Source organism: Solibacillus cecembensis (assembly GCF_050272495.1).
Classification (GTDB): Bacteria; Bacillota; Bacilli; order Bacillales_A; family Planococcaceae; genus Solibacillus; species Solibacillus cecembensis.
In genome coordinates this window covers 125,236-144,631 of the sequence record NZ_JBNNMF010000006.1, presented here as the reverse complement: position 1 = coordinate 144,631, position 19,396 = coordinate 125,236, and the positions used below count along the sequence as shown (strand labels likewise).

The 19,396-nt window shown below is 36.1% G+C and carries 26 protein-coding genes; 6 read left to right on the top strand and 20 right to left on the bottom strand.

Features of this window, described 5'->3' with window-relative positions:
• Window positions 1–77 precede the first annotated feature (77 nt).
• The 7 genes from ACQKIH_RS07495 to ACQKIH_RS07465 form a co-directional block, all read right to left on the bottom strand.
• Window positions 78–923: a copper amine oxidase N-terminal domain-containing protein gene (locus ACQKIH_RS07495; RefSeq protein WP_427764649.1), complete on the bottom strand. Its 846-nt coding sequence runs from the start codon at window positions 921–923 to the stop codon at window positions 78–80.
• Window positions 924–1,018: 95 nt separating this feature from the next.
• A complete protein-coding gene (locus ACQKIH_RS07490) occupies window positions 1,019–1,450 on the bottom strand; it encodes a hypothetical protein (RefSeq protein ID WP_427764646.1) in 432 nt (143 codons plus the stop codon).
• A gap of 163 nt (window positions 1,451–1,613) precedes the next feature.
• Window positions 1,614–2,441 (bottom strand): copper amine oxidase N-terminal domain-containing protein, encoded by an 828-nt coding sequence (locus ACQKIH_RS07485; RefSeq protein ID WP_427764644.1) that lies wholly within the window; start codon window positions 2,439–2,441, stop codon window positions 1,614–1,616.
• A gap of 133 nt (window positions 2,442–2,574) precedes the next feature.
• Window positions 2,575–3,153: a dienelactone hydrolase family protein gene (locus tag ACQKIH_RS07480; protein ID WP_057983108.1), complete on the bottom strand. Its 579-nt coding sequence runs from the start codon at window positions 3,151–3,153 to the stop codon at window positions 2,575–2,577.
• 148 nt (window positions 3,154–3,301) lie between these two features.
• Complete coding sequence (locus ACQKIH_RS07475) at window positions 3,302–4,147, bottom strand: copper amine oxidase N-terminal domain-containing protein (protein WP_427764642.1); 846 nt, start codon at window positions 4,145–4,147, stop codon at window positions 3,302–3,304.
• Between the two features lie 150 nt (window positions 4,148–4,297).
• Entirely contained in the window at window positions 4,298–5,347 is a 1,050-nt protein-coding gene (locus ACQKIH_RS07470; RefSeq protein ID WP_427764639.1) for a beta-carotene 15,15'-monooxygenase, read from the bottom strand.
• Window positions 5,348–5,428: 81 nt separating this feature from the next.
• Window positions 5,429–5,791 carry a rhodanese-like domain-containing protein gene (locus tag ACQKIH_RS07465; protein ID WP_057983103.1) on the bottom strand — a complete coding sequence of 121 codons (363 nt, stop codon included), beginning with the start codon at window positions 5,789–5,791 and terminating at the stop codon, window positions 5,429–5,431.
• Between the two features lie 370 nt (window positions 5,792–6,161).
• On the opposite strand from ACQKIH_RS07465, the gene ACQKIH_RS07460 reads away from it, so the two are divergent.
• Window positions 6,162–6,716, top strand: coding sequence for a copper resistance CopC family protein (locus ACQKIH_RS07460; protein ID WP_427764636.1), 555 nt, complete (start codon window positions 6,162–6,164; stop codon window positions 6,714–6,716).
• Window positions 6,717–6,718: 2 nt separating this feature from the next.
• Window positions 6,719–7,837 (top strand): copper resistance D family protein, encoded by a 1,119-nt coding sequence (locus ACQKIH_RS07455; RefSeq protein WP_427764633.1) that lies wholly within the window; start codon window positions 6,719–6,721, stop codon window positions 7,835–7,837.
• A gap of 57 nt (window positions 7,838–7,894) precedes the next feature.
• Here ACQKIH_RS07455 and ACQKIH_RS07450 read toward each other — a convergent pair whose 3' ends face one another.
• The 5 genes from ACQKIH_RS07450 to ACQKIH_RS07430 all read right to left on the bottom strand — a co-directional run bounded on the left by ACQKIH_RS07450 (window position 7,895) and on the right by ACQKIH_RS07430 (window position 10,134).
• Window positions 7,895–8,632 carry an AAA family ATPase gene (locus ACQKIH_RS07450; RefSeq protein WP_057983097.1) on the bottom strand — a complete coding sequence of 246 codons (738 nt, stop codon included), beginning with the start codon at window positions 8,630–8,632 and terminating at the stop codon, window positions 7,895–7,897.
• Window positions 8,633–8,712: 80 nt separating this feature from the next.
• Window positions 8,713–9,327, bottom strand: coding sequence for an SCO family protein (locus tag ACQKIH_RS07445; protein WP_057983095.1), 615 nt, complete (start codon window positions 9,325–9,327; stop codon window positions 8,713–8,715).
• Between the two features lie 125 nt (window positions 9,328–9,452).
• Entirely contained in the window at window positions 9,453–9,584 is a 132-nt protein-coding gene (locus ACQKIH_RS07440; RefSeq protein ID WP_083493586.1) for a YvrJ family protein, read from the bottom strand.
• 70 nt (window positions 9,585–9,654) lie between these two features.
• Window positions 9,655–9,876, bottom strand: a complete 222-nt coding sequence (locus ACQKIH_RS07435) for a DUF2922 domain-containing protein (RefSeq protein WP_427764629.1) — start codon at window positions 9,874–9,876, stop codon at window positions 9,655–9,657.
• A gap of 39 nt (window positions 9,877–9,915) precedes the next feature.
• A complete protein-coding gene (locus ACQKIH_RS07430; RefSeq protein WP_427764626.1) occupies window positions 9,916–10,134 on the bottom strand; it encodes a DUF1659 domain-containing protein in 219 nt (72 codons plus the stop codon).
• Between the two features lie 130 nt (window positions 10,135–10,264).
• Between ACQKIH_RS07430 and ACQKIH_RS07425 the strand changes: the two genes are divergently transcribed.
• Window positions 10,265–10,699 (top strand): DUF2621 domain-containing protein, encoded by a 435-nt coding sequence (locus ACQKIH_RS07425; RefSeq protein WP_057983089.1) that lies wholly within the window; start codon window positions 10,265–10,267, stop codon window positions 10,697–10,699.
• A gap of 63 nt (window positions 10,700–10,762) precedes the next feature.
• Here ACQKIH_RS07425 and ACQKIH_RS07420 read toward each other — a convergent pair whose 3' ends face one another.
• The 6 genes from ACQKIH_RS07420 to rarD all read right to left on the bottom strand — a co-directional run bounded on the left by ACQKIH_RS07420 (window position 10,763) and on the right by rarD (window position 14,806).
• Window positions 10,763–11,254 (bottom strand): CcdC family protein, encoded by a 492-nt coding sequence (locus tag ACQKIH_RS07420; protein ID WP_057983087.1) that lies wholly within the window; start codon window positions 11,252–11,254, stop codon window positions 10,763–10,765.
• A gap of 12 nt (window positions 11,255–11,266) precedes the next feature.
• Window positions 11,267–11,647 (bottom strand): response regulator, encoded by a 381-nt coding sequence (locus ACQKIH_RS07415; RefSeq protein WP_427764624.1) that lies wholly within the window; start codon window positions 11,645–11,647, stop codon window positions 11,267–11,269.
• Window positions 11,648–11,696: 49 nt separating this feature from the next.
• Window positions 11,697–12,407, bottom strand: coding sequence for a cytochrome c biogenesis CcdA family protein (locus ACQKIH_RS07410; protein WP_057983084.1), 711 nt, complete (start codon window positions 12,405–12,407; stop codon window positions 11,697–11,699).
• A gap of 146 nt (window positions 12,408–12,553) precedes the next feature.
• Window positions 12,554–12,925 carry a hypothetical protein gene (locus ACQKIH_RS07405; RefSeq protein ID WP_057983082.1) on the bottom strand — a complete coding sequence of 124 codons (372 nt, stop codon included), beginning with the start codon at window positions 12,923–12,925 and terminating at the stop codon, window positions 12,554–12,556.
• Window positions 12,926–13,073: 148 nt separating this feature from the next.
• Window positions 13,074–13,718 carry a GIY-YIG nuclease family protein gene (locus ACQKIH_RS07400; RefSeq protein ID WP_236706698.1) on the bottom strand — a complete coding sequence of 215 codons (645 nt, stop codon included), beginning with the start codon at window positions 13,716–13,718 and terminating at the stop codon, window positions 13,074–13,076.
• A gap of 185 nt (window positions 13,719–13,903) precedes the next feature.
• Window positions 13,904–14,806 (bottom strand): EamA family transporter RarD, encoded by a 903-nt coding sequence (gene rarD, locus ACQKIH_RS07395; protein ID WP_427764621.1) that lies wholly within the window; start codon window positions 14,804–14,806, stop codon window positions 13,904–13,906.
• 233 nt (window positions 14,807–15,039) lie between these two features.
• Here rarD and ACQKIH_RS07390 point away from each other — a divergent pair, with 233 nt between their 5' ends.
• Window positions 15,040–15,468: a HEAT repeat domain-containing protein gene (locus tag ACQKIH_RS07390; protein WP_427764618.1), complete on the top strand. Its 429-nt coding sequence runs from the start codon at window positions 15,040–15,042 to the stop codon at window positions 15,466–15,468.
• Between the two features lie 42 nt (window positions 15,469–15,510).
• Here ACQKIH_RS07390 and ACQKIH_RS07385 read toward each other — a convergent pair whose 3' ends face one another.
• Window positions 15,511–15,888, bottom strand: coding sequence for a hypothetical protein (locus ACQKIH_RS07385; protein WP_427764616.1), 378 nt, complete (start codon window positions 15,886–15,888; stop codon window positions 15,511–15,513).
• Window positions 15,889–16,038: 150 nt separating this feature from the next.
• On the opposite strand from ACQKIH_RS07385, the gene ACQKIH_RS07380 reads away from it, so the two are divergent.
• Window positions 16,039–16,683: a hypothetical protein gene (locus tag ACQKIH_RS07380; RefSeq protein ID WP_427764614.1), complete on the top strand. Its 645-nt coding sequence runs from the start codon at window positions 16,039–16,041 to the stop codon at window positions 16,681–16,683.
• 241 nt (window positions 16,684–16,924) lie between these two features.
• The gene (locus ACQKIH_RS07375; protein WP_427764611.1) at window positions 16,925–17,971 is read left to right on the top strand and encodes a 2,3-butanediol dehydrogenase; all 1,047 of its coding nucleotides are present in this window, start codon (window positions 16,925–16,927) and stop codon (window positions 17,969–17,971) included.
• A 118-nt stretch (window positions 17,972–18,089) separates the two neighbouring features.
• Here the strand turns inward: ACQKIH_RS07375 and ACQKIH_RS07370 are convergent, their stop codons facing one another.
• The gene (locus tag ACQKIH_RS07370; RefSeq protein ID WP_427764609.1) at window positions 18,090–19,286 is read right to left on the bottom strand and encodes a DUF2812 domain-containing protein; all 1,197 of its coding nucleotides are present in this window, start codon (window positions 19,284–19,286) and stop codon (window positions 18,090–18,092) included.
• Window positions 19,287–19,396: the final 110 nt, after the last annotated feature.

Here is a 19,396-nt window from a genome sequence, read left to right as displayed (position 1 = left end):
TTAACGCCCTTTCCAAGAATGCCTTTTGAATGAGTTGTCACTGGAAGGGGCTTATGATAAAAATACGTTTGTCTACCCTATACAACTGTATTACTAATAAGCGTCACAAAACCGTTCATCGAGGCTCTATCAAATAATTGATCTATGGCCTGACTTGAGGTTTGATTAAACAAATACCATTGATTTTCGGTCGCGTCATGAATCAAAACTTGGGGTTGCGCAAAGGAAGTCCCATCTGAAGATTGAACTAAAGTATAAATATCAAAACGCTTTACACTTTTCCCTTCTCGGTCTATAAAATCATATTGCGCATTTTTATAATAATCTCCAGCTGAAACAAGTTGAAAATACCATGAATAATTTGCAGGCGCTTCAACCTTACTTCCCTTGTTTTCTATAAAAATATTGTAAATGGCTTCGTTATAACTATTTCCTTTCATTTGCTGGATTACTCCGCCCATTGTCATATGAAATTCGTACTGCATTGCTTTAATTTTTACACCATCAATAACGAGTGGTTTTGTATCAACTGTAACAGTACCTTTTTTGTAATCAACATTGCTGCCAAATGTTTCGGCAATAAAACGCATCGGAACAAAAGTACGATTATTTTTCATAAATGGCTTTACATCAAGAAGTTCCGTTTTACCGTTTTTCACCACTTTATTACTATTAAGTTTTAAGATTACTTTCATCTCGTTTTTAGTAAGCGTGACTTGTGAATCCGACCAATGGACTGTAGCGCCCAAATTTTCACTGATTACACGTAACGGTACCATTGTACGATTATTTTTAACTGTTGGATTCGCGTCAGTTGCAATCGTCACACCGTCAATTTTTATTTGAGCGGTTGCTGCATAAGTAGGTGACGATATAATGAATAGAATTAATGTAAGGAAAATCCCTGAGAATACTTTTTTCATCATTTAAACACTCCTTTTTCAAGTAAATTTACACTGTACTATCAATTGCGTCTAGATTTTTTCGAACTTGCTCATTTGGGATTATTCTATTTTAGCTAAACAAATTTTATATTTTTTTTGATTGATGTTTCAACCAGAGCAAAGATTAAACCTGCAATAGCAAATAAAATAACGGCGCTAAAAACATTTAAATTATATTCTTCTATAAAACCAAAACGAGAATTGTAGATTATTTTAAAAACAAAAGCGCCTAAGATTCCGCCAAATAAAGTAAATATAGCAATTTTGATTTTCGATTTTGTTACACATTTATTTACGATAGATGTTAAAGGTAAAAATGAAATCGGGTATAAAATTACAAATAAGGCTGTTGCAAGGAGCAAATATGTCGGTCCTATATCATCAAGCCCAAAATATTCTGTTGTTCTTATTTTATTCCCTTCTACAATTTCTAATCCAACTGTTGCAAAGGAAAACAACAATATAAACGGTATCCACATGATTAGACTATGATAAAAATTTTTCATCCTCTTCCTCTTCCTCTTCCTCTAGGGTCTTAACAAATTTGACGAAACAAGTGGATTAAAGTTACACTTCTTCAACTATCTCGATAATTGAAGTTGATAAGGATTAATTCAAAATCAACCAATTACGTTTACATTACCATAACGAGAAAAACCTTTGTCTATCTCATGGAGCTGTATTACTAATCACCGTTACAAAGCCGTTCTCAGTAGCTCTATTAAACAATTGATAGATAGATTGTTGTGCAGGTTCACTAAACAAATACCATTGATTTTCAGTAGGCTCATGAACTAAGACTTCAAGATGCCCCGATCCACGTAAAGAATAAAGATCAAAACGTTTGATGCTGTTCCCCTCTTGGTCTAAAAAGTCATATTGTGCATTTTTATAATAGTCTCCAGCAGAAACGTTATGAAAATCCCATGTGTAATTAGCAGGAGCTTTGACTTTACTTCCTTTTTTTTCTACAAAAGTATTATAAATGGATTCGTTATAACCATTCCCATTGCTTTGCTCTACTACCCCGCCCATCACTAGATGATATTCGTGCTGCAATGCACTTACTATTACACCATCAATAGTAAATGGCTTTGTACCAATCGACACAGTGCCGTTTTTGTAATCAACGATATTACCAAATGTTTCGGCAATAAAACGCATCGGGACAAGAGTACGATTATTCTTCATGTATGGTTTTACATCAAGAAGTTCCGTTTTACCGTTTTTCACCACTTTATTGCTATTAAGTTTTAAGATTACTTTCATATCGTTTTTAGTAAGCGTGACTTGTGAATTTGACCAATGCACTTGAGCGCCCAAATTTTCACTAATGACGCGTAACGGAACCATTGTACGATTATTTTTAACTTCTGGATGCGCGTCCGTTGCAATCGTCACACCATCCACTTTAATTTGAATAGTTGCTGCATAACTAGGTGAAGAGGTAAGGATTAAAACTAGTACAAGAAAAATGCTTGAGATTATTTTTTTCATTTTTTGATAGCCCCTTTTTAAGAAAATTAATAATTGTTTTACTAAATCATTAAAGGTTTATGATTTTCGTCCCTACAAAAAGCAATTTGCCAATTAAGTAAGTGCACCAATCAAACATTGGATACACAATAAATTAATCAAACAAATAGGGTAATAAGTTATGAGTGATTTGTTCATCGTATTTTGAAGAGTACGGATCCGCGAAGCCATGTGCAGCATCTACAATTTTTACTAATACATTAGGATAAGAAGAAAGTTTCTCTTCTAAATCAATCGGATTAAACGATTTCTCTTGCGTTCCGAATATTAAAATCGTTTCTGCATTCGGAACTACTTTTGTATATTGTCGAATTCGGGAGCCGTAAAAACTAACTACTTTGTGTACAGAAGGATTATTACTGCAAAGCCAGGCAATTGTAGCGCCAATGCTAAAGCCGACAATACGTATGTGTGAATATTTGCTTGATAATTGGTGAATTAAAGCATTCACTTCATTTTGCGCTTTTTCAAAACCAACGTTTGTCATAAAATTTTGATATGCGAGTTCTTCCTCATCATATGAAAAAGGTGTAGTTTTCTGTAATAAATCCGGGACATATACATCAAACCCTCTTTGATAAAATGCATGAGCATAATGTTTTATATGTTTATTAACCCCATATATTTCATGAAGTAGAATAACACATTGCTTTGAGTTTTGTTTTAATTCCATTCATGTAAATTCCTTTATTTTTTTATTTTTAAAACTACCACTTTATATTATGTTAAAAAAATTAAAGACATAACATAGCTCATATGTTATGCCCTTTTCTTCCCCACTTACACTATCCTTATCCATAACGAGAAGAACACTTTTCTCGTTATGGAACTGTATTAATAATAACCGTTACAAAGCCGCTCACCGAAGCTCTATCAATTAATTGATCAATGGCTTGTCCTGCGGGATCACTAAACAAATACCATTGATTTTCAGTAGGCACATGAATCAAAGTTTCGGGTGGAATAGGCAACTTTTCATCATAACCTCGAACTAAATTATAGATATCAAAACGTTCTACGCTGTTCCCTTCTTGGTCTAGAAAATCATATTGACCACCTTTATAATACCCCCCAGTTGTGATGCTATGAACAGACCATGTGTAATCTGAAGGCGGTTCGACCTTACTTCCTTTGTTTTCTATAAAAATATTATAAATGGCTTCGTTATAACCATTTCCTTTGATTTGCTGTATTACTCCGCCCATTGTCGCATGATATTCGTGCAGCAACGCTTTTACTATTACACCATCTATAACGAATGGCTTTGTATCAACAGCTACTGTGCCGTTTTTGTAATTGACATTACTGCCAAATGTTTCGGCAATAAAACGCATCGGAACAAAAGTACGATTATTCTTCATGTATGGCTTTACATCAAGAAGCTCCGTTTTACCGTTTTTCACCACTTTATTGCTATTAAGTTTTAAGATTACTTTCATATCTTTTTTAGTAAGCGTGACTTGCGAATCCGACCATTTGACGTTGGCTCCTAAATTTTCACTAATGACACGTAATGGAACCATTGTACGGTTACTCTTACTTTCTGGATTCACATCGGATACAATCGTAACACCGTCAACTTTTATTTGAGTAGTCGCCGCATAAGTAGGTGACGAGGTAAGGATTAGAATCAATGCAAGGAACATCCCTAAGAACAATTTTTTCATTTTAAATACCCCCTTTTCAGTAAATATATCACTGTTATAATAATCCAATTTTCACCATATTACAAATATTTAAAAATCAAATTCGCATAAGAAAAGAGGATATTGTGCTCCTATATTGAGCACAATATCCTCTTATTAGTTTAGACTATTTCATTTATATTCAGCAGGATTACTTCCCATCCCTAACGCAATCATTTGTTTCAATCGCACAGGATCATCGGATTTTATCGCAATATAGTTGTAGTGCTTTTCTTTTCCTAAAAATAACGTCGCCTTTTGTGGCTGCTTCATTTTTAAGATGAAATCAGGATACACTTTTTCAAAATCACGTGCGATAAATTCAAGCGTATCTTTTGTGCATTTTTGTTCCAGCACCGCCCTGTCTTCAATGATGCTTTCAATATTATGTAAATCCATTTTCATTCGCTTCATTAAACCTAATGAAATATAAAGTTGACCTTGCTGAATTTGCACCGGATTCATTCGCACTGCTTGTATATCTGCTAATAAAAAAATGACTGAATACACATTGAGAATGAGTAACACAAACGAAACAATTGGCCACTTTGCATGTAAAAAATAGTGAATACCAAGTGTTTCCACGATAATGGCATTAATCAACATCACTTGAAATGCGATGTTACTTGAATTTTTATACAATGTAATTCCGTTTGGAATTGGCTTCTTCCAGCTCAAAAGCGCATAATACACCACAAGCAGCTCAGAGCAAATCATTTGAATAAGGAAGTTTTTTTTTACATATTTTTCTACTGCTGTATTAAATGTATACAATAAAGGTAGCTCATCGTGCTTCACTTCTTGAATAATCTTTGGTAAATAGCGCAGCAGTGTGACAATGAGTAAAAGCTCAAACAGAACGAGTAGCACTTCCATCGCGATACCTGCCAATGTGATCGTCGAAAATGGCGCCAACAGGTCACTTGGAATGAGTAATCGAATGCCAATACAGCTGAATGCAATAAGTGCAATCGCCATTTTCCATGAAAATTGTTTACGGAACAGCATCCATAAGATCGGTGCAATGAGTATTAAATCAAATAACGAACCTAGTACGACAAACTTTGATTCATCTGGCAAAATACTTGTGCCAATCGCGGTTTGATAAAGTGCGAAATTACTCCCTACTACGAGTATTAGTAAAACGAGCCAAATCGGTTTACCTTTTTCAATCCAAATCATTTGAACTCACTCCCTTTTTATCTATTATACAATTTTATCCAATCCATTAAAACACTTTTCATGACATATGATTCCCTCGCCCTACAACTCGCCACGCTGCTGATAAGACGTGATCCCACCTTTTACATTCGTCACGCGGTCATAGCCAAGCTTTTTTAGTTTTTTACACGTTTCAAGTGAACGTAAACCCGAGCGGCACATGACAACAATCTCCTTGTCCTTTGGTAAAGCGGCAATACCTTTCCCATTTGGATCATTCAAAAATGGCGCCACATGCATCTTATTAAAGTCCCCTGCACTCCGAACATCGATAAATATCTTATCTGGATCGCGTAACATTGTTTGTAAATCATCTGTTGTAATCGTTTGAACACCAGCAACCGGACGCATTTTCCATACGACAATTCCCGCGCAAATGGCCAAAACAATAATCAGTTCTACCATACTACTTCCTCCGTACATAACGCTTTATTTTTCTATCTGTTTTGGCATTTTCATCATTTTATATATGCCAAAACAGATACTCACGAGCCCTAGAGTAAGCGTTAATAAAAAACTGGCCGGTGTTATAATGCCTACATTTATGATAAAGACACCTAAAATAATGTATAAAATATACATCTCTTCACCTCCAAACATATCGTTTTTATTATAACATGTTCATTTCAACATTAGGATTTCACAATTTGGTCGTTAATATGACAAATGTTCGAAGGTTGCAGTGAATTTAGATTCATAAAAAATGAAAAGTTAATACTTTTCCGCTACAATAAACAGTGTCATAACATTTATAAGCAGGGAGATTTATACACATATGAAGAAAATCATTTTATCAGCATTTGCATTATTTTTACTATTTTCACCACAAGCGTTTGCGCATACTTATTTGGATGTGACAACACCAGCAAACGAGGAAGTAGTGACAACGGATATTCAAACTATTGAATTAAACTATTCTGGGCAAATTGAAGAAGGTAGCTTCTTTACACTCGAAGGCAGCGACGGCAATGAAATTCCTGTTAGCTCGTTTGCAGTGAATGGCGGCAAATTAACAGGACATTTAGATGAACCACTTAATAACGACACGTATACGGTAAAGTGGAATAGTATTAGTCAAGACGGGCATCCATTATCAGGTGATTTTTCATTTACAGTAGACAAAGCAGTAGGTGAACAAATTGATGAAGTGAAAACTGAGGAACAACCAAACATCCAAAACACTGAACAGGAATCAGAATATATGACGCCCTCAACGGAAGTTGTAGAAAAGGATGAACAAAATTCATCTACACCATTAATTATCGCCGGTATCATTCTAACTGTTTTAATCGCGATTAGTGCATTCGTTTTATGGAAGCGTAAAAAATAAGCATGATTGTTGTGACGATTTTAAGTCAATTTGTTTTATACGTTAGCCTGTCCGTATTGATGGGTTCATTTATTATGCGACTCATTCCCACGTCGTTAAAGCCGGATATTTCACTTTCAACTAAATGGATTTATGCAAGTTTGTGGAGTATTCCCATCGTGACATTTGCGCCCATTTTACAGTTGCTCGCTATTTTAACAAAACAATTTGGGTTGTTTCCGAGTTTACTAAAAATCGTAACGAACTATCAAGTGGGACATTCTTGGCTTGCTACCGTCGTACTAATGTTGATTTTAGCTGCACTGGTTAAAGTGAGTGAAAATCGTACTAGCCACATGTTTACAGTGATCTATCTATTTATTTTAACTGCGATCATCGCTGCGATTGCCTTTGCGAGTCATGCACATGCAATGGGGTCATCAGCAGGATTTTTCATTGATTTTATTCATTTATTCGCCTTTAGTATTTGGGTTGGCATCCTTTTACAAGTGAGCTTTTTTACAACATCTTATGCCAATTGGGAAGCTTTTTTAAAGTGGTTCTCCCCGACTGCAATCGTTGCTTTAACTGCCGTTGCACTGAGTGGCATTTTTTTAACAGAAACGATTGTACCGGATTATATTACGGGCTGGTCTAGTCCTTATGGGCATTGGTTATTTATAAAGCATGTGCTGTTGATGCCACTTATTTTCATCATTTTTGCGAATGGAGTCCTGATAAAATTACAACTTGCTAAACCGAACTTCAATCCTACCATTTGGACGAAACTCGAGGCGGTATTATTACTGTTAATCTTGCTGGTAACGGCTATTTTTAGTGAACATCAGCCACCAATGCCATTCGTTCAAACCGATAATGTATCATTGCTCATCCAGTGGATGCTTTCTATGCCACTTGAAGATGGCATGACAGGACATTTTCAGATGAACGGGATCGGCGTGATCTTCTTTATTTTGACAGCAGTCTTTATCGGGCTGTTTATTGTGAGCTTTATTAAACGAGCACCACTCATTATACCGATTTTATTATGCTTAGCAATGACCATTTGTTTTTATATGGGAATTATGTCGATTACCGTGTTTAACTTTATTGGCTATTGCATCCCACAACATGTACACTAATCTACGAAAACAGCAACAAGAAAGGGCTTATCCCAATCCTGTTGCTGTTTTTATACTTCACTCATCATCTTCATCTATAAACAATTGCTCCAACATGCGCTCACGGTGTTGTAAAAAATAGGACGTCACTTGATAATGCTCAGTATCAGAATAGGCAATCGATTCAATTCCCGATTCATCAAAGTGATAAATTTGCGAATTCGGATAGCCGAGTAAAATGGGCGAGTGCGTGGCGATAATAAACTGAACATTGCCGTCCTTCAGCAAATCATGCATTAATCGCAAAAAAGCAAGCTGCCGATTTGGAGATAATGCCGCTTCAGGCTCGTCCAATAAATAAATTGAATTTCCTTTAAAACGATGTTGGAATAACGAAAAGAAAGACTCCCCATGTGACTGTGCATGCAAAGATTTCCCCCCATAATCGCGGTAGCCGGTCATGTCGACTTCATCAATATGAGAAGCAAACTGATAAAATGTTTCGGCACGTAAAAAGAATCCTTCTGTGACACGTGGCATCCATGAAAGACGTAAATATTCACCAAGCGCCGATTCAGCCGCATGTACATCATATGCTTGGAAGTTTTGCTTGCTACCTCCTGCAGGATTAAAGCCAATTCGATCTGCCATTCCTTCAAGCAAAGTCGATTTACCAGAACCATTTTCCCCAACAAAAAAAGTGACTGCATGATCAAAAGATAGCTCTTTTAACTGCGCCAGTGCGGGTATTGAAAATGGATAAATGGCTGTATTTGGTACGAATCCATCCTTTAACTTGACTGTCTTTAAAAACAACTGTACCCATCCCTTTCGTTTAAATTTTTTGCGCAAAAAAGGAGCATAAACGCATATTGGTTTACACTCTCTTAAATAAATTATTTTCCTAATCGTTCTTCAATTAATGATTCTAAGTCTACTGCGATTGTGTCATATGGTACACCGTCTTCTGTTTGAGAATAGCCTGTGTAATTTTTAACCGCAACGCCTTTTTCATCGACTAAATAAAATGTGTTCGCATGCATCACTTGGTCGTCCCCTTCAATCGCTTTAACTAAAGATTTAAAAGAACCAACCGCTAATTGCTCGATGAATTTTTGGTCATAGCCTGTCACTAAATGCCATTTCGACTCATCTGGGACATTAAAGCGATTTAAATATTCTGACAGCACTTCTGGTGAATCATTGGCTGGGTCCACCGAAAATGCCACAATTTTATAATCTTCAATGCCCTTTTTCACAAGATCCTCTTGAATTAAGCTCATATTGTACGTCATTGGTGAACAAATCGTCGTACAATTTGTAAAGATGAACATCGCCAACCACGGCTCACCTTTCAAGCTTTCAAGCGAAACTTCTTCACCACGATGATCCGTAGTCGTAAAATCAGAAATTTCATAACTTGTTGTTGGTTTGAATTGATAATTGCTACAAGCGCTCATTACGATTGAAACAACGAGCAATAGTGCTAATGCTAACGATTTCTTTTTCATGCTTCTCTCTCCACTCTACACATCATTACATTCATCTTAGCGAACCGGGCGCATTTACACAATACTTTCCCTATGAAATGTTGTGTGGCGATATTGTGAAAACAAACTTCACAATTCATCAAAGGTTAGCCTGAGCTTTTCAATGAAATCAGCGCACTGTGAATTGCATCAAGTTTTGTTTCAATGCGATATAACAAATAAAATGAAATAAAGATTGGAAAACTGACTTCTTGAATGATAGCAAACCACTGTTCCATTATATGCCCCCTCCTTCCCTCATGAAGGAATGAAAAGCCGGTAAAGTTTGGCACTTCACCGGCTTTTTTATTATACGTTTATTTCGAAGCTTGTTACATGACGTTCCACTACACGCGCCGATTTTTTTAAGTTAAAAATCGCGCCATCCTTCGCAAAAATATCTTGATCTACAATGATTTGCATCGCCGCATTGATCTCCGTTTCTGATAAATTTGCTTTTGGCTCCGCAATGTTTAATGTCATCGTGTTATTTAACGCATTCGCAAAAGTTAATTGCAATACTTGTGCCATAGAAACCCCCTCCTTTCTTCCGTTTTTGGTGCCTTATCATTACGCACCAATTACATCTTTTTGCGTTTTCACGGATTCAATATAAGGAAAATCCGTTAAACCGATAAGCGTTTGCGCAACAGTTTGAATTTGTTCACCTGTTACAGTATTGATCAAATTACGATACGTTGTGCCTTTCACAGCTGGCTCACCAAGTTCATCTACACCGGCTTGATAAAAAACAGTCATTGTTGCCGATTGGAATACGAATGGGTTCATCTTGTTCACCTCCTTACTCTATACATGTCACGATTTCATGAAAAAAGGGACAAGGGGGTGAAAATATTGTCAAAACCTTCTATAATGGATAAGAGAGTCAATAAAAAGAGGATTTAAAGAGGTGAATATCGTGGACTTAAGTGGTTGGTTTTTATGGTTTATTTTATTTTGGGTAGTTGTTCTTATTTCATTAATGGCAATTGGCGGTTTCTTCATGTTCCGTAAGTTTTTAAAAGCATTGCCAAAGGCAGATGGAAAATCCGATTTGGATTGGCAAAATATGTTTCTCGATAAAACAATTCATTTGTGGGGCGACGAAGAAAAGGCGTTACTGTTAGAGCTTGTTAGCCCAGTTCCGGAGCTATTTCGTCAAGTGGCAAAGGAGAAGATTGCAGGTAAGATTGGCGAGCTTGCATTAGAGGAGAACGCACCAAAAATCAATTTGGATTTAATTGTTCGAGGCTATATTATCGCTTCACCAAAGCGCGACCATAAGTTTTTACTTAAAAAGCTGACGCAAATGCAAATAGATACAGCCCCTTATGATCACCTATTACAGGCTTAAAAACTTCCCCATGAACGAAAAAAATCCTTACAAGGCTTAATAACTTGCCTTGTAAGGATTTTTTTATTCACTCAATTGCATCTTTTGTAATTTTTTATAGCGCATCAGCATCGCTAAACGCCAAGGTAAAATCATTGAGAATGCCAAAATGAAGAACATGCCGCCTAATTCCGCAACATCCAAGCTATTTGAGAAAACAAGCTTTAAAATGATGCGCAGCACAAGCAGTCCAATTAAAATAAATGGGAATGCTTTTGATTGCTTCATATAAATCTGATTTTCTCGCATTTCAAATTTGGATGTGGCAATGAGTACCGTCGAAAATAGTAAACCGACGACCACCGCCTCAACAATTTGTAACGGTTCAACGCGGAATTCTGGAAATAAGAACATCAGTGCCCCAGTAGACATTGCAATTGGTGGGATAATGATTTTTTTCGTCGATACTGGTTTTTTTTGAGAACGCAGTCGAATGACCATAACTATCGTACCCATCACTACCGCCATAATCGTCGAACCAATCAATAAAAATTGAGAAGGTATATTGTCAAACATCGTAATCCTCCTCTACTTTGACGAATCTTCTACTAAACCTAAAACATTGTAAAGAACACTTTTTAATTTTTCTGGTGTAAAAGGTTTTGTAATAAAATCTTTCACACCCCTTTCAATTGCATCTACCATTATACGCGGTTGCCCTAATGCCGTCACCATAATAATCTTAGCATTTGGATCTTTTGCGATAATTTCATTGACTGCATCTAGCCCATTCATAACAGGCATCGTTAAATCCATTGAGACAATATCGGGTTGTAATTGATCATAAAGCTGCACAGCTTCTTGCCCATTGGCTGCTTCTCCAACAACTTCAAAACCCCATTTTTTTACCATATCCCCTATCGCAACACGCATAAACAGTGTATCATCAACGATTAAAATAGTTGGCATGAAAATCCCCTCACTTCCATATGGCTCGTGGTCCTCTCATTTACCCTAGTTAGAACCCTGTAAAACCACCAAAAATCGGTGATAAAATCGTAATGATGTACGTCAAGCCATCGAAGAATAGGAGTACGCCGACTGCAATCATAATCCATCCCCCGATTTTCACTATTTTTTGACTGTGATTGCGAATCCAACCCATGCGTGAAACAAAGAAGGATAAAACGAAAAATGGAACCGCAAACCCAAGGAAGTATGCGAGCATATACCAAATACCCGATTCTGGATTCGTTCCTGCTAATGCAATAATCGACATTAAAATCGGCCCTGTACATGGTGTCCAACCGGCTGCAAATGCTAAACCAATCAATGTCGAGCCAAAATAACCAGACGGACGATTTTTAAATTGGAACTTTCGATCTTTCATTAAAAAGTCCACTTGTAACAGTCCGACAATCATTAAACCGAATACAACGATTAAAATCGCACCCACTTGGCGTAGTAATTCTTGATATTGTATGAAAAACTCCTTTGCAAATGACGCACTAAATCCAATCGCAATAAAAATGATCGAGAATCCTAGTAAGAAGAATAGCGTATGTAAGATCGCGCGTTTTTGTAGCATTCCCCGTTCATTCTTTAGTTCGTCCAGTGTCATACCTGTAATGTAAGACAAGAATGCTGGGTAAAGTGGTAGCGTACATGGTGAAATAAAGCTTAAAAAACCTGCAGCTAAGGCTAAAAAAATATTGATGTCTGTATTCATAGTGTCTTAGTCTCTCCTTCACAGTAATGCATCAATCGTACCAAATTTCACACAACATTACTGCTTTTTTACATGTGAACTTTTTTTGACGGACATGTGAGGTGGCTGTGAAATAAGAAATGAACTACTTTGCTAGCAAATTTACCTTATCTCATTTGATCTATTATAAAAAGAAGTGAATAAATAATCGCGGTAAATGAAATGACAATAATAAATGTGAAGCTTTGAAAGCGGAAAACCCAGCGCCACATATTTTCATCAGGATGCTCCTTTTTCCATTTCTGTGCTGCTTGAAAATTGATGAACCAACAATGGAGTGTAATGAGGAGCGATGGAATGATAAATAAGGCTACTAGTAGAAATGATTGCAACCAAATAGAAGGCGTATAGTTTCCATAGCTAATAATAAAATAAGGTAACACAAACCAAAAAACGGAGGTAAAAATTAATACGACCGCCATTAGAAAATGAAGCCACAAGTATTCTAAATGCGTTTGCCGAAATAATTTCAATGCCATTCGCAAGATAATCACCTACCCATACATTTTGTCTATTATTCCCTCATTTCATGTCATAATAAACTATGTCCTGTCGATAAATTTCATGCGATGGAATCAAATATTCAAGCTGATTAGTGTTTAAATTTACTTACGTATGGGCTATTCCTTAATAATTTAAGCTCATGACTACTTGATTAGACCGCAAATTCCATTGTGGTTCAAATCGTTTAATGATTGCATTTTTTAATTGGTTCATTTCTTTTTTATCATCGATCGGGCAAATGCCAAAATGGACTTTGGACGTTTGCATTTTTTGCGTAATATTGGCGTTGACATGACAATGCGTTGCTGTACCGTCGCGGAAGCAGCCCTTTGCATAAATACTACCAATATGCTGATTAATTCTTTCCTTAAAGTTACGTGCACAAACACCACAAAAAACAAGCTCATTATCGGCAATAATCATGTACACCCCATTTTTCCGAAGCGCCTCATCATTGCCCTTCACGACAAACCTTGAATACTCCAAATCCCCATAATTATTCAAAAATTGTTTATAAAATGGATGACCATAATCCTTCATTTGCTGGATGGCTTTACCAGCAGGTTGTTCGAGTAAATAAGCAAAGTTTTTTTCTGTGTCGTCTTTTATTTGCTCATATTTTTTTTGTCTGATTAGCTCCCGAAGTGTCATTTTATCAAAATTAGAAAATAAATTTCGAATCCCCTGTTCTAACACAATAATTTCAACCTTTTGAAAATCAAATTGCTCTTCATTAATCATAACAAACACATCTTCATCCCCTTTCAAAAATATCCCCCAATCGATAATATTCGCTAAATTTCGCGCAATCCCTCTAAAAAGTTTAAATTTTCTGATTAAGGTTATTTTCAGTACAATAAAAGACAATAGATTTTTCCAAAACAAAAAAAGCAAACTGTACTAGGACAATTTACTTTAATGAATTTCATGCTGTATTGATTCATCATAACAAGTTAAACAGTTAGGTAACGACGTTTAGCTTCCATAAATTTAGATGCTGAGAAAATAACAATCGCAATCCAAATGCAGCCAAATGTGAAAAATTCCAATGTTGTAAATGGCTCCTTAAATAACACAACCCCTAAAAATAATGTAATCGTTGGTGATAAAAACTGAATAAAGCCCAACAAGTACAATGGAATCCGGTGTGCGCCTTTCGCAAAAAGAACAAGTGGAATAGCTGTGATAATTCCGCCTCCCATCAATAAAAGATCGGTTTTTATATCACCTTGTAAAAAACTCATTTCATTTGAATTCCATATGTACGCATAATAAATGAGCGCAACCGGTAGCATAAAGAGCGTTTCAATCGCTAACCCGCGCGCTGCTTCAAGCTGAATTGTTTTCTTTAGTACACCGTAAATCGAAAAGGAAATCGCCATCGTTAACGCCGTCCAAGGTACCGTTCCTGCTGAAAAAGTCATGACGGTAACCCCAATTCCTGCAATCGACACAGCGATAATTGTGGCCTTCGATAGTTTTTCACGGAAAATAAGCATGCCAAATATCACCGAAATGAGCGGGTTAATATAGTAACCTAAGCTTGACTGTAATACTTGTCCATGTGTGACTGCCCAAATATATGTAAACCAGTTGATTGAGATAACAATGGAAGCCGCGAACAACGACCAAAATTGTTTTTGATTGGCCCATAAAAAACGAATATCTTGCAGCAAATTTTTTCGCTGTCCGATAAGCAAGATAAAAAGCGTCGTAAAGAGAAAGGACCAAATGACACGACTCAATAAAATTTCCATACTTGACACTTGTTCTAATAATATCCAATAGAGCGGAAATACGCCCCAGCATGCATATGCGACAATCGCATTCACCACGCCTTTATTATGTTCACTCATTGCTGCACCTCTACTCTTCTAATTAATGGATAAAACCAATTATAGAGGTCGGATTTTGTAAAGTAAATAAAATTTAAGAGAAGTTTTTCGAAAGAGCATAAAAAAAATTTTGGACAAAAGTTAGCCGAGGAGGAATTTATTTGTTTCGCTTTTTTCATCGAGACAACGTATAATATAAAGAAGCAGAAGAAGAATTCTATTTTTCCTCTAGTTAAAAAAAGAGGTGCAATTATTTGAAATCGTTTGAAAAAGAATTACCAGAAAACTATGATGCATTAAAGAAGAAAGCCAATTATACGTCTAGCTGGCGCGACCGTTTAGACGCAGTTACAACGTTATCCGCTTATCAACATGAAAAAGTAATCGATTTATTAAACAATCGTATGAAAAATGATACGGTTTTCAAAGTGCAAACGGCAGCTTATAAAGCGCTTGTAGCATTTGGTGAAAACGTAGAAAAACCTACACCTGCTCGTTTTGATGTTATTAAAGGTCCAAATAAAATTTTCCTACGTGTGAAAAAAAGCTTACCAAAGGACCACACAGTGGAAGAATTTGCAGACAAGCTTAAACGTATGCGCTTAGATGTATATGATGCGTTTGAAGGCGACAAAGGTGATCAATTCATGACTTGGTTAGAGGAACGATGGGCTAAGTTGTAATCTAATTTTAGAAGCATTGAAAGTGCCCCCTGAATCAACAATTTATTCAGGGGGTAATGTTTTTGGTTTATAATTTTTAAAAATCTGATAAAAATCTATACTTAATATAACAGTCATTCCCATTGAAAACATAAGCGATAATGCACTTACCAGAACAATTGAAATAACAAATAGTTGCACCGAAAATACAAAAATCATCCCTTTAAAAATCAGTTCTACTTTCCCCTTCTCTTCACCCACTAGCTTTAGAATGTTTCGTATTATGATAAATACAAAAAACACACTAAAAAAAGCGACATAGCCATAAATTAAAAGTGGTTTGGGCATATCAAAAGCTTCAGCATAAATGAGTCTAATGAGATTTATCATATTAATCATTACGAGAAAGTTAAAAAAATATTTGCGTAATTTTTTATCCATAATCATCTCCCCAGTTTATATCCTTATCCATATAATTCCCTACAATATGTAAATTCCCTTTAAATCGTGAATTTTTTACGATCTATTCATTTTCATTCTATTCCCAAATCGTACACATATCCTTTACTATCCCTTTTAGGAGGTATTGGCATGTCCTTTATGCAATTTTTCAAAAGGTACCTTTTACCATTCGCGATATTAACAGGTGCGTTGATTATTATTCTTACAAACCCTTTTGCTAACATTGCCAATAAAACCGAAACGACTACGTACAGTAACATACAATTAATGCACTACCATAAAAAATATGCTAGTTTCATGCATTCCATCCATACAAACTTACGGGATCATGGTTACGCATTAACGGTAGATTTCGCTATGTTAAACGATGAAAAAGTTAAAATTCTTATTCAAAGACTTGAAAATAACCAAAAACTTAAACCAAGAGAAAGTGAGAAGATAGAAAAATCCGTAAACCAATTGATAGCGCAACAACATTTTGATCCGGCCACGTTTCAAATTCAACTATCCAATTCCACTCCATCCGCTTTAATAACAGCAAATAGAATAAGCTATCATGATTTAATGGAGTCCATTCGTTCCCTATTGTTAAATAATGGTGTGGAAAGCTTCCGTTTAGATTATGAAATTTTGCCCGAATCCACAGAGGTTATCATAAGTTTTGCTGATCCGATTAGTGAAAAGTTAAAAAAAGAAATACAAAAAATAGGCAAAGACGTTTTGGAGAAAAATAACTTTGATTCTAATATGGTGAAAGTTATTATTATGAATTGATAGTTCATTACTCTAGATGAGCATTTTCGATATGAAATTTACCATTTTGAAAATCCAGTGCCCCTTTCTCACGTATATTATTGCGGCTATCCGTCTGCCTCATAAAAAACGCCAACATTAGATTAAGACTTATTGCTTCCCCCTATTTTATTGAAGGCGAAATAATTATGAAGGTATTACTGAAACAATAAGAGAATTAAACAAGTAGTTCTAATTCAATCATTTTAAGGGGGATGTTTATTTGAAAGCAGCAGTACTTCATAACGCAAATGATTTAAGAATTGAGGAAGTGAACAAGCCACAGCACGGTCCAGATCAAGTATTAATCGAAGTGGCTTGGGCTGGGATTTGCGGCAGTGATTTGGCGGTTTATCAATACGGATTAGGCGAAAATATTCATCCACTCACAGGAAGAAAAGCACCGTTAACGTTAGGTCATGAGTTTGCAGGTACACTTGTGGCAATTGGTGAGAATGTAGATCATTTTCAAGTGGGCGACCATGTAACCGTTGAACCGTTAATTTTCTGCGGAACATGTCCAGCATGCAACAGTGGTTACTATAATCAATGCCAAATGGTCGGTTTTATTGGATTAAACACGGATGGTGGCTTTGCGCAATATGTGGTTGTCGATGCTAGTAAACTACATAAATTACCTGATAATGTGTCATTAGAAGAAGGGGCATTAGTGGAACCAACAGCTGTATCCTTTTATGCCGTTCGTGAAAGTAAATTAAAAACTGGTGATACCGCGATTATATATGGTGCAGGTCCAATCGGCTTGCTCACATTAATTTGTGTGAAAGCAGCCGGAGCAGCGAAAATTATCGTCGTCGATATTTCAGAAGAACGCTTACAAAAAGCACAGCAATTAGGGGCAACTATGGTTCTTCGTGGTGATCAAGATGACTTAATTCCCACTATTTTATCAGCAACAAATGGCGGTGCCGATGTTATTTATGATTGCGCTGGTGCTCAGCAAACAATTAACAATGTACTTTATACAACTAAACTAGGTGCGCAAATCATGATTATTGCTACCTTTAAAAAGCCGATCGAAATTGATGTGAATCTTGTGATGTTCAAAGCGTTACACATTACTTCTACGTTAGCATATCGAAATGTTTTCCCAACAGTAATTGATTTAATTGCTGCTGGACAACTCGATGTAAAGCCTGTTATTACACATAAGATTGCCATAGATGATTTAGTTGAAGAAGGTTTTGAGAAGTTATTGCATGACAAATCACAAGCAAAGATTTTAGTGACACCAACTTCAAATCATTAAATTTATCCACCCTTCGTTCATTACTCAAAAAATGACGTCGGGGAATACAGTTTTTTTCTACAACAAAAAGGATGCTCCCCTCACACAAATCGGAGTATCCTTTTTAGTTGAACTAACCCTACTCCTCCGAAAGCAAATTAATTTTTTGAGCCGCATTTTCAATTATGACATTCACCTCCACATTTCCAGAATATCGTATATACATAACCGCTTTACCCTTAGAGGCAATTAATTGTTTCATCTCCCCAGCATCATGAATGATTAATTTATCAAGATTAGGGTGTTTTATTTCAACAAACAGCTCTCTGTCAACTCCAAATGAATGCCGTTTTATTAAATCAGAATTTAATGGCTTCGCTAATGGTTTTAATGTTAAATGATAGAGCTCTGTATATATAGTCGGGGAATAAGTACCACTTTTATCTAACCATGTCTGATTTTCTATCACACCATTTTCATAGGTCACATATTGCATAGGTGCAAATAAACTCCAATTAAAAGTGTAGAAATTCGAATAATCAATTCCCTCTATATAATGCTCATCCTGTACGAGCAGTGAATTTCCCTCGATATCACCTAATCGGACAATAGGTAATTTCGAATCATCCGCTGGTAAAGTTAACGTTTCGCTCTTAAATATTTGTATTAATGGCAGTGTGGAGCCGATTAAGATGGTGATCGCAAGTACAATTGAAAATGCTGTGTTTCTTCGCAAGTGCTTTTCCCATGGCGCGTGATGATTAATTGCCTTTCCTTCTTTTAATCTTCTCCGTAACGCTTGAATGGAAAGCATAGCTCTTGTTGAGTAATACGCTAAATAAAGATAGATTATGCTAAAAGCCATTTGTTGAGTTAATTGTCCTTCTACTAATCCTAATACAGGCGTGTCATTTAAAAACCACATTGCCGCTAACGTACCAATAATTAATAGCACTGCGAATGCAGTTGGAATAAAGCTCAAAATAAGTTGTTTATTCAATTGATCTAAAGTATAGGATTGCTCCATTGGATCTGTATGTAGCTCAAGTGCATCATTTTCTTCAGGGGATGAAAATACGTGGAAATACTGATAACTTGCCACATAATCCCAACCATTTACCTCATACATATTACTTTGCTCATAGGGCATCTCTTTTGTTTGCGTCACTTCAATTCGGTATTCCATTCTCTTCGGATCACCTTTTTTAAAATGTGCAAAATGTATACCCACTTTATGAAGATGCAATCCTTTTGCAGACATATCTGAAAACCAGCTTTCGTGTTCCCCAATGCGCCAATAGTCAGTAGGTCGTAATTTACGCACAATTTTAGTCATGTCTTTCCTCCAATAGTAATCAAAATACGAAATACTTAGCACTAGTGAATAGGAGTTAAGCGGCTTGATTCCTAAATTTAGATGGTCTTAAGCCACTTAATCATTTATGA